This is a genomic window from Tamlana flava, from assembly GCF_041287255.1.
Lineage (GTDB): Bacteria > Bacteroidota > Bacteroidia > Flavobacteriales > Flavobacteriaceae > Tamlana > Tamlana flava.
This window is the reverse complement of record NZ_JBGGTX010000008.1, coordinates 19,975-35,338: the sequence shown is the minus strand read 5'-3', so window position 1 is coordinate 35,338 and position 15,364 is coordinate 19,975. Positions and strand designations below refer to the sequence as shown.

The 15,364-nt window shown below is 34.6% G+C and carries 11 protein-coding genes; 5 read left to right on the top strand and 6 right to left on the bottom strand.

All coding sequences use genetic code 11. The features are described from left to right. From ACB104_RS15895 to ACB104_RS15885, 3 genes are all read right to left on the bottom strand, one after another. A partial coding sequence (locus ACB104_RS15895) for a hypothetical protein (protein WP_370480330.1) occupies positions 1-236 on the bottom strand: 236 nt, incomplete at its 3' end. 288 nt (positions 237-524) lie between these two features. Then, on the bottom strand, positions 525-842 hold the full coding sequence (locus ACB104_RS15890) for a T9SS type A sorting domain-containing protein (protein ID WP_370480328.1): 318 nt from the start codon (positions 840-842) through the stop codon (positions 525-527). Positions 843-947: 105 nt separating this feature from the next. Continuing rightward, positions 948-3,041, bottom strand: coding sequence for a choice-of-anchor tandem repeat GloVer-containing protein (locus ACB104_RS15885; RefSeq protein ID WP_370480326.1), 2,094 nt, complete (start codon positions 3,039-3,041; stop codon positions 948-950). A 500-nt stretch (positions 3,042-3,541) separates the two neighbouring features. Between ACB104_RS15885 and ACB104_RS15880 the strand changes: the two genes are divergently transcribed. Further along, positions 3,542-4,036: a hypothetical protein gene (locus tag ACB104_RS15880; protein WP_370480324.1), complete on the top strand. Its 495-nt coding sequence runs from the start codon at positions 3,542-3,544 to the stop codon at positions 4,034-4,036. Between the two features lie 242 nt (positions 4,037-4,278). Here ACB104_RS15880 and ACB104_RS15875 read toward each other — a convergent pair whose 3' ends face one another. Next, positions 4,279-6,180 carry a sigma-54-dependent Fis family transcriptional regulator gene (locus ACB104_RS15875; RefSeq protein ID WP_370480322.1) on the bottom strand — a complete coding sequence of 634 codons (1,902 nt, stop codon included), beginning with the start codon at positions 6,178-6,180 and terminating at the stop codon, positions 4,279-4,281. A gap of 170 nt (positions 6,181-6,350) precedes the next feature. Here ACB104_RS15875 and ACB104_RS15870 point away from each other — a divergent pair, with 170 nt between their 5' ends. After that, entirely contained in the window at positions 6,351-6,911 is a 561-nt protein-coding gene (locus ACB104_RS15870; protein WP_370480320.1) for an OsmC family protein, read from the top strand. 583 nt (positions 6,912-7,494) lie between these two features. Here the strand turns inward: ACB104_RS15870 and ACB104_RS15865 are convergent. After that, positions 7,495-7,881, bottom strand: coding sequence for a group I truncated hemoglobin (locus tag ACB104_RS15865; protein ID WP_370480318.1), 387 nt, complete (start codon positions 7,879-7,881; stop codon positions 7,495-7,497). A gap of 269 nt (positions 7,882-8,150) precedes the next feature. On the opposite strand from ACB104_RS15865, the gene ACB104_RS15860 reads away from it, so the two are divergent. Next, the gene (locus ACB104_RS15860; protein ID WP_370480316.1) at positions 8,151-8,603 is read left to right on the top strand and encodes a hypothetical protein; all 453 of its coding nucleotides are present in this window, start codon (positions 8,151-8,153) and stop codon (positions 8,601-8,603) included. Positions 8,604-8,709: 106 nt separating this feature from the next. Here the strand turns inward: ACB104_RS15860 and ACB104_RS15855 are convergent, their stop codons facing one another. Next, the gene (locus ACB104_RS15855) at positions 8,710-9,510 is read right to left on the bottom strand and encodes a sulfite exporter TauE/SafE family protein (RefSeq protein WP_370480314.1); all 801 of its coding nucleotides are present in this window, start codon (positions 9,508-9,510) and stop codon (positions 8,710-8,712) included. 507 nt (positions 9,511-10,017) lie between these two features. On the opposite strand from ACB104_RS15855, the gene ACB104_RS15850 reads away from it, so the two are divergent. Both ACB104_RS15850 and ACB104_RS15845 read left to right on the top strand, forming a co-directional pair. Beyond that, positions 10,018-11,871: a helix-turn-helix domain-containing protein gene (locus tag ACB104_RS15850; RefSeq protein ID WP_370480312.1), complete on the top strand. Its 1,854-nt coding sequence runs from the start codon at positions 10,018-10,020 to the stop codon at positions 11,869-11,871. 262 nt (positions 11,872-12,133) lie between these two features. Next, positions 12,134-15,352 carry a PKD domain-containing protein gene (locus ACB104_RS15845; protein WP_370480310.1) on the top strand — a complete coding sequence of 1,073 codons (3,219 nt, stop codon included), beginning with the start codon at positions 12,134-12,136 and terminating at the stop codon, positions 15,350-15,352. The last annotated feature ends 12 nt before the right edge of the window (positions 15,353-15,364 follow it).

Sequence of the window (15,364 nt, the reverse complement as noted above, 5' to 3'; positions counted from 1 at the left end):
AAGCTAAACTTCATTTTAGAATAAGCGAATCGATAGGGATGAGTTGATTTTGGAACTACCCTCGTTGGAAATATATGTGTAGTATTCCTAAAGTTTTCTGAGATATTTTCAGGTTCAAAGAAAGTCACTACTTTATATAAACGATAGACTTCTTGTCTAAAGAATAATCCTATTATTAAACATGCGATAACGATAAGTACAAGAAAACTTTTCAGTATTTTTTTTAAAACTTTCATGGCGATAATTGGATATATTATGTCTATTTCTCTCGTTTCATAATAGCATACTCAAATAAAAGTATTGTGGTGAATTAAATAATTATTCCTCCGCTTATATGAGCTATCCATTTTAAAATGTCGGCTGTTTTGCAATGACCCATTTTAATCAATTATTAAATAGGTAGTTCTAGGAGAGAGGAGGAAATGGTCAGAGAATATGTGTCAGTATAATAATATAATTTTTTTGTTAAAATTAACTTACCAACTTTTTTATTTTATATTAGAATGGGATGCTTTTTTTTATAGCTATTCTTTAATAATTTTTTTAGATGCTGTTCTTTCGTTAGTCGTTATGTTTAATAAGTAAAAACCTTTTGATAGGTTTGAAAGATTTAACTCATTATTTCCAGTACTAAATACACCATTTTTTATTTCCTGACCTAAAATGCTCACTAAAGAATAATACGCTGAAGAGTTAACTTTAATGGTTACTTTTTCTTTCGTGGGGTTTGGATATAGCAAAAAACTAAGTTGTGATTTAATATCATTTACAGTTAAAACACTACTTATATCTGTAAATCCTCCCGATTGAGGGTTGGAACCATTTAGGCCATCAAAATCCAATTTTTTTGTTAGAGAATTATTGCTAGGGTCATATTCAAATAAAACCCCTAGGTTGTTTGCGCCGCCATATCTCGTAAAACCGAGTAATTTCCCATTTGAAGATTTTTATAAATCACCACCAGGATTACTCCCATTGTTAGTTCCATCAAAATCAATCTTTTTAGTGTATGTATTTGTGTTAAAATCATACTCGTAAATTATGCCAAAATTATTTGTCCCACCTTGATAGGTCATGCCGTATAGTTTTCCATTACTCGCTTCTGTTAAATTTCCAAAAGGGTTTTTGCCATTAGAAGGAACGCCGGCATTAGAAGATAATTTAGCAGACTCAGTTCCTCCAAAATCAACCAAAACGGTATAAGTGGCTTCTCCAGGAATGTACTCAAACATCACGCCTGAACCATATGCGCCACCTATTGAAGTACAACCGTATATTTTACCATTAGAAGCTTCCATTAAACCTTGAGGGGCTTTCCCAAAGGATTGTGAAAAGTTAACCTTTCTAGTATATGTGTCAGTGTCCATATCATACTCATAAATTACGCCGTCATTGTAGGCCCCGCCATTGGCAGCAACGCCATATAATTTACCATTTGAAGCCTCTATTAATCGTCCATTTGGTCTCCATCCATTATTAGCACTTATTCCATCATTTGGGTCAAAATCAAAAAGTTTAGTATAAGTGTCGGTATTTATATCGAATTTATAAATAACCCCATTATCATTAACCCCACCTTCAGAGGCCTGGCCATATAAAAAACCATTTGACGCCTGAATGGGTGCACGATATGGAAACAAACCATTGCTCGCCAAATTGAAATCATATATGATATTGACTTCTTCGGTCAAAGGATCAATCCTAATCAAAGTGCCTTTTAATTTACTAGTTGCACTTTGTTCCCCTTCCCAAGTCACCGCATAAAGTTTATCATCGCTTGCCAATACCAAGCCATCTGTAGGATATTTACCTTTATAAACCGAATTAAAGGAATATACGGTTGATAATGTATTGCTATTTGAATCATATTCTTGTACTACCCCTTGATTATTATGACCTCCATTTAAGGTGCCAGTATAATACTTTCCGTTAGAAGCCATCATAATGCTGCCTCTTGCAGTTCCTGCTAAGTCTTGCTTTTTTTCTAAAACATTAAGCGTTGGGTCATATTCATAGACAGTATTAGATGTTAGGCCAATAAATTTGCCGTCAGATTTAAGTAACATGGTCCCATAGGGATTTGTTCCGAATGCTGTTGAAAAATCCTGTAATTCCGTAAAGCTATTAATGCTTTGATCAAATTTAAAAAGTATTCCTTGGTTATTTGTGCCCCCTTGACGTGTAACACCATAAAGTTTACCGTCATCTCCAATAGATATGCCGCCATAAGGATATTTCCCCTTGGTTGTTCCGTCAAAATCTATTTTCTTGGTATAGGTAGTTGTAGATAAATCATATTCAAATAATACTCCCATGTCATTAGTTCCGCCTCGACTAGTCATTCCATATAACTTATTATCAGAGGTTTCTACTAATTCTCCATAAGGATTTGCACCATTAGTTGTGCCAAAATAAATTACAATGTTAAATGAATTGGCATCAATGTCGTATCTATATATAGCTCCATCCCCGGCAGGGCCTCCAAGACTTGACATGCCATATAATTTGCCATCTGAAGCTTCTAGAAGATTACCGGTAGGGTTTGAACCTGTGGTAGATAAATTAAAATCATTAAGTTTGGTATAGGTGTTATTGTGGTAATCGTATTCAAACAGCACACCATTGTTATTGGCACCTCCATTTCTAGAAACACCATACATTTTATTATTTGAAGCTAACATTAAACCACCATAAGGGGCTTTCGCATCAACAGAGTCATAAGCAAAGTCAATTTTTTTGGTGTAAGTATCTGTTGTAGGGTCATATTCAAACAAAATGCCTCCATCTGCCAAACCACCTTTAGCCGTCATTCCGTAAAGTTTGTTATTATCTCCTTCGCAAAGTTTAAAGTATTGGGGTTCATGGCCATCAAAGTCATTCGTAAAGACATGAACAATAGTATGATTAGAACCATCAGAATTTACTTTAAAAATTGTACCTAAGTCTTGTGAGCCGCCAAAGCTCATGCCCCATAATTCTTGGGAATTGGATTGATGGGTAATAAAAGTTAGGGCAATTAAAAGAAGTAAAACTTTTTTCATAATTATGTTGGTTTAGTTACATAACATGAATAGAGTGTACATTTGCGTTTAGAATATTTATGTAAAAATGGGGTTGTAATTTGAAGGGAATACTGTTATTATAGATAATAATAGTATTAGCTAACTTAAGTTTATTAAATTAATAATACAACTTTTATCAATAAAAATTCGCTTTAAAATTACATAGTAAATATCATAAATTGCTAAAAGCTCTAAGAGATTAGGGCTTTTTTTGGCAAGATAAAGAAGTTGTGTTGTTCACGCACTAGGCGTGATGTAGTTTGCCAAAGTAACATTTGGTAACCAATGGAAAGCTTTCCTTTTTTCTTTACAGAAAATGGGGATGCTTATTTGTTTTTGAGACTTTTGGGTAAATTTATATGAAGAAGATTTGTTAGACTGTTCTTGTCAGTCCCTTATTATTCACATGATCTGCTTATGATTTAAATCATTGTATTTAAAGAAATAGATTATTAATTTTTTACCATTATATATTAGCAATGAAAACAAAATTATTTTTTACTTTATTTTTACTGGCAACATTACTGTTTTCACAAAGTGAAACTAAAAATATTGAAAAAATACCTGACGAACTAATAGGTAAATGGGAAATAGATTTGCCTGGTGAAGGTGAAATTCCAAGTCAAATATTCAGATGGATATTTAAGAAAACAATTGAGGATAAGGGAGAAAGTGAGTTTCATTGGCTGTTCAAAAGGAAAGAGGACCTAAAATATATTACTGTTGCTGTTATGGTAAGTGATTTTTCTGTTGAAGGCAATATCATTAGAACAAGTTTAATAAAAGCAGGCTCCATGCAAAAAGAACTAATGCAAATGGATTTTTATGATGAAGTAAAATGGTATTATCCTGGAGATTCCATGTTTATCAAATTTCATCAAGAAGAGTTTTACATATTTGAAATAAAAGAAAATGTTCTGTTGTTAAAAGAGGGAAATGACGGGGAGCTTCAAAAATATTCAAGGGTAGAATAAAATTTTAAGTCCCGTCCAGACCGCCAAATTGCTAAAAGCTCTAAGAGATTAGGGCTTTTTTTGGCAAGTAAAAGTAGTTGTGTTGTTCACGCCCTAGGCGTGATGTAGTTTACCAGAGTAACATTTGGTAACCAATGGAAAGCTTTCCTTTTTTCTTTTTAGAAAATTGGGATGCTTTTTTGTTTTGGCAATTATGTAATTTGAGTTTAATTATTTGTTGACATTTGTTGTCAACATTGATTTTAACCAATAGCGGCACGTTTAATTCCAAACTTATTAATTTTAGAGGTCAAGGTTGTTCTTGGAAGGTTTAGTAACTCTGAGGCACCACCTTTACCTGAAATTTTCCAATTAGTAAGGTTTAATGCCATTATAATGTTATTCTTTTCTAACTCTAAAATTTCATCAGATGTAAGAATGTTTGGCATTTCAATTTTTGGAGTATTTGTTTTTTTTGAACCAGATAGAATTGGGTCAATATTAAAATTACCATCACGAGATGTTAAAATACCTCGCTCAATAATATTTTGGAGTTCCCTTACATTTCCTGGCCAACTATAAGAAGCTAATACATTCAAATCTTGATTAGTTAAAGGGTTTACTTGCAATGCTTTATTTTTAGTAATCTTTTCGAAGAAGGCATTGGCAATAAGGCCTATATCTTTTCCTCGTTCTCTTAATGGAGGGATATTAATTGGGAACACATTTAGTCTATAAAAAAGGTCTTCTCTAAATTTACCGTCGGCAATTTGCTTTTCCAAATTACGATGTGTGGCCGCAATGATTCTAACATCTACATATTTGGTTTCTGAACTTCCAACAGGTTCAAAGGTTCCCTCTTGAATAACCCTCAACAGTTTTGCTTGCAATGGTAGAGGAAGTTCAGCTATTTCATCAAGGAATAAAGTGCTTTTATCTGCCAAACTAAACCTTCCTTCTCTTGAATTTAATGCTCCTGTAAAAGCACCTCTAACATGGCCAAAAAGTTCACTTTCTATCAATTCTGAAGGCAGTGCTGCGCAATTCAGTGTGACCATTGATTTGGTATGGCGAGTACTTGATTCATGTATCGCCTTGGCAAATAACTCCTTCCCAGTTCCGGTTTCCCCAAGTATCAAAACATTAGTATCTGTTGAAGCAACAAGGTTTATAAGATTAACGCATTTTTTTATGGGTTCAGATTCACCGATTATATAATCAAATTGCTGAGCACTTACCCTTTCCTTAAGCATAATGGCTTCCGTGCTTAATTCTTTAATTTTCAAATTATTAGAAACAATATCTTTAATGTTTTTAATATAAAGGGCGTGATATTTAATATTTTCAAAACTATAACATGATATGTTGATTTGTGTAGGGAAAGATTCGCCTTTGAAGTTAAGGCATACCGAAGGTTCAGGGATTTGTAAATATTCATTACCTAAAGTATTGTTATGGGAAAGTAAGGCTGTTAATTTATTATAAGTCTTGGGGTCAAACAGTTCTTTTAAGGTTGTATTATTAAATTGATCTTTAGTAAGTTGGAACATTTGTTCAGCCGCATCATTGGATTGGGTTATTTTTAATTCTGAATTAAATTCAATGATAGCTTCAGAAGTCCCGTTTACCAAACGATTTAACTTCGATTCGTTATCTACCAATTTTCTTTGAATAATTTCACGTCTTAATTCCGCAGCGGCCCTTGATGCAAAGATTTTAAATATGGCGTATTCTTCTGGTAATTCAGGCATAACTTTGTTGTCCAACAAAGCTAAATGGCCAAGAACCCTGCCCTCAGTATCTCTCAAAGAAACCCCCATATAGCTTACTGCACCTAAAGATTTTAAATCTGGATCTTTTGGGTAGAGGTCAATCACTTTTTCAGATATATGACAAATCTCATTAGTTTTTAAAACAGGCTCACAGGGTGTATTTGAAACTGCATATTCATATTTTTCTACATAATTGCCATTGAGCCAAAATGCTAATGCATTAAGTTTATTTTGTTCTGGCAAATATTCTGTCACCCAAACTCCGTAAACGTCCAAAATTTCTGCTAAATGTTTTACGAGAGCTTTAAAAAATTCTTTACCAGTAAATTGAGATGTGGTTTCAACAATCTGTTTTAGCGCTATTATAGCGGGAATTTTTTTTCTTGACTTCATCTCCTTTAGGTGTTTTGACGAGAACAAGTTACCCAAAAATTAGATATTGACGAAATATCGGCAATAATAAATAAGCAATAAAATCTTAGATGACTGATATTAAGCAAATTATGATTTTGGTACACCTTATGCCAAGAATAAAGCATTATAAATCAATAAAATATTTAATTATGGAAACATTACAAAAAGAAGTTAACGGATTCAAATCTCAAGACATAATGGATACCGTTGGTGCAATTCAATCAAATCCTGAAATTGCAAAATTTAAATTCAGAGCCAGAAACAAATGGATTACTGGAGGACACAACAGAAGTACAATCCAAGACTTTTACGGTGGCTGTGTTGAAGATACATCACGTACAACACCATTTGTTTTTGATAACAGCGAGCCCCCTATTTTATTGGGTAACAATGAAGGTGCTAATCCTGTTGAATTTATTCTTCATGGTTTGGCAGGTTGTATGACAACAACAATGATGCTACATGCTGCTGCAAATGGAATATCTGTTGATTGTGTAGAATCATGTTTAGAAGGCGACTTAGACGTTCAAGGTTTTTTAGGCTTGGATGACTCTATTAGGAATGGATATCAGAAAATTAAAGTTGTCTTTAATATTAAGGGAGACTTAACTGAAGAGCAAAAGAACAAACTGATTTCTTTCGCATATAAATCGCCTGTTTTTGACATAGTTACAAACAAAGTCCCAGTTACTTTATCAATCCAAGCTTAACTATTAGAAAGAAGAGGCAGAATCATCTGCCTCTTTCATTCCAGATAATTTTTCAGCGATGTAGATAAAGATGTTCAATAGAAAATTATAGAACTTAAAAATTTAAGAAAATGTATAGAAATTATGAAATTTTAAATGCAAGCAGAGAATCTCTAAATAATAATATTGAGAAATATAAATGGTTTGGAAATACTCTCAGAAAAAATATTGCACACAATAGAAGATACAGAGCAATTTAATGTAATCATTAAATTTATGATAATTATTACCTATAGGATGAACATAGCTAAGATTAAGAAATCTAATGTTCAGACGGGTCCAGTCCAGGCCACCAAATTGCTAAAAGCTCTAAGAGATTAGGGCTTTTTTTTTTGGCAAGTAAAAGTAGTTGTGTTGGCCACAGTAACGTAGCAAAATAGTTAGGCTCCGTTGCCATCGGTATGGACTAGTGAAGCTTTTCCTTATTTTGCGCTTTAGCTTCAGCCTAAGTGTATTAGGAGAGGCGTTTTTGTTTTAGGTAATAGAAAATTAAAGAAAGCAATTAACTCCCGCTAAAAATTATTTTGTATTTCCATTTAAAAAATCACATTCCCACCATTGTGTCTTTAATGGAATAGGCAATAAATAATACATCTTTTTTGGTGGCATCGTCAATATTATGCTTATCCAGGGTAGACATAATATCATCAATCACATGCATGTACTCTCCTTGGCTTATGTTCATTCCCTTATGGGCTTCAGGCATATCTTTTCCAGTATATTTTTCGGGCCCGCCACTTCCTGAAGCCAAAAAAGTAAAAAGATGATTCCTGACTTCTTTAAAGTGTTTAGGGTCTTCCTTCACCGGTAAAAATCTTGCATTTATTGCAGGATTATTCATGTGAGCATCAATTGCATCGTCTACAATAGCAGAAATTCCAGAAGCTCCACCTAGTCGTTCGTACAGTGATTTTTGTTGGTTTGATTCCATGTTTAATGTTTTTTAGTTGGTTGGTAATTTGTTTAATATAAGAAATAATTTGCATCCGTAAAAGCCAAAAGACTTAGAAATTAATAAGTTAAAGCCTCTGCCGGCGGCCGACAGGTTTTCCTTTTATGAGAGGCTTTTTTGTTTTGTAGCAATGCCAGAGTTGTTATAAAACCATATGAGGTGAAAGCTATTTCATCAAAAAAAGAATTGCTTTTAAACTAAATTGAATATTTTCTCGTAAATAAGAATGTTAACCCAAATCAAATGCCATGAAATACCTGTCTTTATTCATTTTCACATTTAGTTTTTATATTGCGTCTGCACAGATTTCTTTTAATTCAGGAAGTGCGCAACTAGACTCAGATTTAAAAGCTATAAATACCCAGGCAAGTCTAAATTTAAGTCTTTTTAATAAAGAGATGCATGTGTCCTATCATGTTTCTGAAAAGAAACTTAATTATATGTCCGTAAGTTTGGGAATGATACCTGGGGAGATTTACTTCTCATTAGAAATTTCCAAGATAGCCAAGGTCTCTTTAGATAGGGTTTTAACCATTTACAAAAACCATAAGTCTAGGGGTTGGGGAGTTATTGCCAAAGAATTGGGTATTAAGCCAGGTTCTGTGGAATTTCATCAATTAAAGAAGAGTGCAAGTTCTAGAAAAGATAAAAGTCAAGGAAAAAAGCATATGAGTACACATAAAAAGAAAGGAAAGAATTAGTGCATATAAAAGGTTTAAGCAGTTAAGCCAATAGAAAGTTTTCCTTTTTTCTTTTTGAGAAGAATGGGATGCTTTTGTTTTTAGCAATTTTTGAGATTGGTATGTATTATGTAAAAATCTCTTTATACAAAATAGCAAAGGCTACAAGTAAAACCATCCATCCAAAAGACTTTTTAAGGTTTGCTCCTTTAATGTAGGAAGAAAGATAATGGCCAAAGAATATGCCCGAGATTGATAGTGCTGTAAAAACCAAAAGAAACCTCCAGTTTATTTCTGTATTTCCGAGGTCGCCCAAAAAACCAACCAACGATTTTATGGCAATAATGAACAAGGTTGTAGCAACGGCCTTCTTCATTTCAATTTTCAGCAATAAAACCAATGCCGGAATAATCAAAAAACCGCCTCCAATGCCAATGACACCAGTTATCAAACCTATAACAATTCCGGCCGAAATAATCAAGGGATAATTATTGTGATTTGAATTATTGCCAGTGCTTAACTTTTTATTCTTCTTAATCATAGAAGTGGCAGAAAATATCATAATTACTGCAAAAAATACCATAATGGCAATGTCCTTTGTAATTACAAAGTCGTTTACGGTGATTATCTTCATTGGAATCAGTGGCATCAAGTACTTACGAACAATATAAACGGCCAAAAATGCTGGAATGGCAAAAACAACAGCTACTTTATATTCTATCAATCCTTTCTTCCAATTATTAAAAGTTCCTATTGAGGAAGATGTGCCAACTACAAATAATGAATATGCCGTGGTGGTTATTGGATTGATGTGGAACAAATAGGTTAAAATTGGAATGGCGATTATGGAACCTCCACCACCCATTAAACCTAAGGTCACGCCAACTATCAGGGCTCCAATATATCCGAAAATTTCAATTACTTCCATTTTAAAATTCTATGTTTAATAGTTTTGTTTGAAGTTAAATATGCATTTCGTGTGCCATTCCTGTTAACTTGCATTATATCAGTTATTTGCGACATTATGTTAGAGCAAATGAGGTTATGATATATAGTAAATTAACGATATTTCGTTATTGTTTTCATGATTTCTCGTGAATATCCAAAAGAATTGCCAAATATTATTTCATGGAAAAATGGAATAATATTGTTTGTATGGAATCGAAAGAAGAAAATTGAGTCATTTTTGGCAATAGAAAGTTGTTAGGCTGTTCAAGGCTTAGGCGTGATGTATTTTACCAAAGTAACAATTGGTAACCAATGGATAAGGGTTCCTTTTTTTCTTTTTAGAAAATTGGAATGCTTTTTTGTTTATATATTATACGCTTTTGGTTCTAATTAATACTTTCTTAGTAGTATTGAAAAAAATCGTAAATTAACATTCATCTTTTTTTAAATCTTTAAGACTTTTTAAAGTATGGAACCTCAATTGTCAATGAATCAGTCTTTTATTGAAAAACTAAACGAGGTTTTGGAACAAAACTACCAAAACGAAAACTTTGGGGTTAGTGAGTTGGCTTTGGCCATTGGGATTAGCAGGTCGCAACTACATCGTAAACTTCAGGAAATAAAGGGTTTGACGGTGAGTCAATTCGTAAAGATATTTCGATTGGAAAAAGCCCATGATTTATTGCAGAACAACACATCTACCGTTTCGGAAATTGCCTATTCTGTGGGTTTTGGTAGCCCTTCTTATTTTACAAGGTGCTTTCATAAGCATTATGGTATTTCACCTAATGATTTAAAAACAAGAGTAGGTGCCCCAATAGAAGCTAGCAGTAATAATAACCCTGTTAAATCGGTTCGTAATAATTATAAAAAAAATGTTTTTATCGGTTTTACGTTATTTCTTATAGCCATCATTTGCTACACATTGTTTTTTAATTCTGGTGTAAGGTCTGGAAAAACGAAATCAGTTTCCATTGCAGTGATGCCATTTAAGAGTATTAGCAACGATGAATCCAATGAATATTTTGCTGATGGTGTCATGGATGTGGTTATGAGCCATCTTTCCAGTATAAAGGAATTTAAAGTGATTTCCAGAACCACCATGGAGCAATATCGCGAGACCGATAAAACCGTTCCTGAAATAGCCAAGGAATTAGAGGTTTCGCATGTACTTGAAGCCAGTGTTCAAAAATATGCCGATAAAGTTAGGATTGTTGTGCAGCTTATTGATGCCAAGAATGATTCCCATGTTTGGTCTGACGATTATGAAAGGGACTATAAAGACATATTCTTAATTCAGAGTGATCTTGCTAAAGAAGTGGCCAACAAGCTTGAAATGAAATTGACTTCTTCAGAATTAAAAAGTATCGAAAAAACCCCTACTGAAAATATTGAAGCCTATAACTTATACCTAAAAGGGCAATTTTTCTGGGAAAGAAGAAATAAGGAAGATATGACTAAGAGCATTTCTTATTTTGAGCAAGCTATAGCACTGGATTCTACTTATGCCTTGGCCTATGCCGGATTATCGGATGCCTATCAGCAGATGGCATGGTGGCGTTGGGCTGATGATAAAGAAGGGGCAATCAAAAAAGCAAAAAAATACGCTGAGAAGGCATTATCACTAGATAATCTAGCCCAACCCTACGCCACATTGGGTGAATTATACACTTTTTTTGAAAGAGATTGGAAAAAGGCAGAGAAGGCATTTAAACAGGCCATAGCGCTTGACCCCGATTATGGAACAGCGCATCAATACTATGCAGAATTATTGAATGCTTTGGGTAGAAAGAAAGAGGCACGTGAGCAAATTGATTTGGCACTTAAATTAAACCCAAACTCAGGTTCTATGCACTTTGTAAGTGCGGAAATTTATTATAATAATTATGAGTTTGAAAATACCATTAAAGCAATTGATAAAGAGCAAGAAATTACAGGCTTTTATGGGCATATTCTTCATATCAAATCTTATATAAGATTAGGTCAGAATGACAAGGCTGCTCAGCATCTCATAAAGGAAATGGCTTTTCTAAAAAATGATTCTTTGTTGAATTCAGTTTACAAAGAATCCGGTATTAATGGTCTTCTTAATTTTTATATTGATACTAGAGCTAGAATTAGGTTAAGATATAGTGGTGAAGAAATTGGGTTTAGTTATATAGGTGTCTATTTGGCAGATTTTTATTGTATTACAGGACAATATCAAAAGGCTTTAGATAATTTGGAAGCATGTTACGAAGCAGATTTTAGAGACATGATATCAGTGATGCATAGTACCGATTTAGAGCCTCTCAAAGAAGAGCCAAGGTATAAAGCACTGTTAAAAAAATTGAATTTATAGATCCGATTAAATTTTAGTTTTAACTTTTTTAAACTGATTTGAATATTTCATCTTGAATTCAGTTTTTAGATTATAATATTCAATAATGAAACTACTGTTATTACATAGCTTAAAATCCAATCAATCGGGTAATTTAAGTCTACAGCTTATATTTTTAATAGCATTTGCGACATATGTTAAACCCATGCAACATAACTACTAGGTTGCACATGGGTGTTTGGGTTAATTTTCAAAGTAGATAAATAACCTAATAATATATGTGATGAAAACTACTATTTTTTTTCGGCTTTCAGTTTTCATAGCCAACTTTAAAATTCTTGCCCCTAAATATTTCAGTCAAACTTATGTTCCGTTCAGAACAAATATAATAGTTCTGCTATCTCTGCTATGTGTATCATTCACGGCTTTATCACAAAATCTATCAGTTAGTGAAAGAATACAAAAATTACCACTAGGGCACCAGTTGCGCTCATCATTTGATGAATTAACGCCTCAAACAAGGGTTAATTTCGAAAATTGGCTAAACCGATTAAAACATGTACCTGATGAAGACTTTAATAGTTTGAGGATTGATAACAATGGAGGCATTCAATATGCCGATTATTTTCCAGTACAAGAACAAGAATCTGTCTCTACCCAAAATGAACCAGTTGTAAGCCAGGCAATATCGGCTTCAGATGTATTTATGTTGCACAGTAGGCCAGGAGCTCCCAATACCTTGTATCTAGATTTTGATGGGATGGTCATTTCAGGGAAACGTTGGAATGACGCAAATGGGGTTTCCACGTATTATGCAAGACCCTATGACTCCGATGGAGACGAAAGCAGCTTTAGTGACGCTGAACATAATTATATTGCCTCAATCTGGCAACAAGTTTCTGATGATTTTGCTGCCTTCAATATTGATGTGACTACGGAAGAACCATCTAGCTTTGGCCCTTATGTGGGGCATGTTTTAATTACAAACAGCGTCGATCAAAATAATATAAATATGCCTTGCGGATCGTGTGGAGGTTACTCTTATGTTGGTGTTTTTGGCAGTACTGATTATGAATATTCTTCGCCAGCATTGGTGTATTATAATAATTTGGGCACTAACATTGGAAGCGATGTTGTGAGTAGCCATGAATTCGGTCATCATTTGGGGTTATCCCACCATGGTGGAGGTGGTCATGGGTCGTATTATAATGGGCATGGTTCTGGTCTTACAAGCTGGGCACCTATTATGGGAAGTTCTTATCGGAGACATGTCACACAATGGGATTACGGTAGTTATGCCGGTGCCAATAATACGGGACAAAATGACATTAATGAAATTGAAAATCTATTGGGAAATAGCGCGGACGACCACGGAAACGATATTAATAGTGCGACACCATTAATAATAGCGTCAGACGGCTCAATTAATGTGGTTCATGAAGAAATGGATCCGATGGATCATTCAAGCAATAATAAAGGAATTATTGAAAATGCGTCAGATGTGGATTGTTTCTCTTTTTCAACTTCTGGAGGACAAGTCGCACTCAATGTAATTCCTTCGTGGAAAGCGTTCTATGATGGTGGTTATAGAAGTGCCAATCTGGATATATTGGCAAAACTATATGATGATTCAGGAAATTTGATAGGGGCCTATAGTTGGGACAATGAAACCAGGGCAGATATTTCGGTTAATTTAAGTGCAGGTTTATATTATTTAAGTATTGAAGGTGAAGGCTCGAGTAATTATAGTGATTACTGCAGTACAGGAAAATATTATATCACTGGAACGATAGGTAATAGCAACTCCCCTGTGGCTGGTTTTTCTGCGAATGTATTGAACAGGTCGGTAAACTTCACCGATGGATCTACCGCCAGTAATGGTAGTATTGTGGCTTGGTATTGGGATTTTGGTGATGGCAGTACTTCCCCACAACAAAACCCTAGCCATGTTTATGCATTGGAAGGTAAATTTGTAGTGAGTTTAACTGTGGTTGATGATTCTGGCGATATTGGGGCAACGCTTCAATCGGTTAACATCTGTATTTTTGATAACGACGGTGACGGCGTATGTAATAGTTCTGACATTTGTCCTGGCGGTGATGATAACATAGATGTAGATGCTGATGGCATCCCAGATGCCTGTGATGATTTATTGTGTACAGCCAGTACTGGTGATTTTGGAACTTCCACATTGACCCATTCTGGAACGGGATCAAACAGTACTTTCATAACCATTCCAACTGATGGCCGGGATGTTGGGTTTACAATTTCAAATATTGATTTAAAAGATAACGGCAATCCAAAAGGCAAATATATTGAACAAGTCACAGTCAGTTATATTGATGGAAACAATACCTCTCAACTGTATGGTATTTTCTCTGGTTCAGACACGAATGCTGTGGTTGTCGATATACAGGGAACCGTTAAGTCAGTCACGGTTGAACTCACCGATATTTATGATGGCGATTTGCAATCGGGAAACATGTCTATCAATTTAAGTTCAGTGGATTTCTGTACAGAAATAGTGCTATGCACAGCAGATGCCGATAATGACGGGGTGTGTGATATAGATGATCAATGCCCAGGGTTTGATGATACGATTGATACCGATGGCGATGGCATTCCTGATGGTTGCGACACCTGCAATGATTTAGTGGATAACGATGCCGATGGTGTGAGTGATTGTATAGATCAAGAAATCAACTCTCCTTGTCCAAACAATGTTGATGCCAATGGTGTGTCCTTGGATTCTGATGGCGATGGTGTTTGTGATGATTTGGATATTTGCCCAGGAGGCAATGACACAATTGATACTGACGGTGATGGCATCCCCGATTATTGTGATGTACCCGAGTGTGTTTCATCTTCTACATATTTCACTCCAAGCACCTTGACACATTCAGGTTCAGGATCTAGTAGTGCTTCAGTTACAATACCCAGCAATGGTAGAGATTTGTCATTTACCATTTCCGATTTAGATGAAGTGACTGGTGGGAAACCCACAAATAGATATGTAGAGCAGGTAACCGTGAGTTACATAGACAGTCTTGGAGCAAACCAAACCTATGGGGTGTTTAGTGGCAATGGTTCTGTCAATATAGACATAACCGATTTTGTACAATCAGTTACGGTAAGCTTAACAGACGGGTATGATGACAATGCGCCAATCACTTTGAGCGTTGATTTGGGTATCGTAGATTACTGTGTAGAAGGTGGAGCAAGTCCATCTGCCGCTCTCAGTTTGGGTAGTACCAAATATGACCCTTTATCGACTGGAATTAAAGTCTATCCAAATCCATCTCAAGGCCATTCATTTAAAATATTACTCAACTCAGTTGAAAGCAAAGTACACGTAAAAATGTACTCTATTTTAGGAAGATTGGTTCTTGATCAAGATTTTAATCCAAGTTCCAAAACTATTGAAATTAAACAGCCCCTTATTTCTGGTCTGTATATAATAAAAGTTAATGATATAGGATTAGCAAAATTGATTGTAAAATGAAATTAACTAACC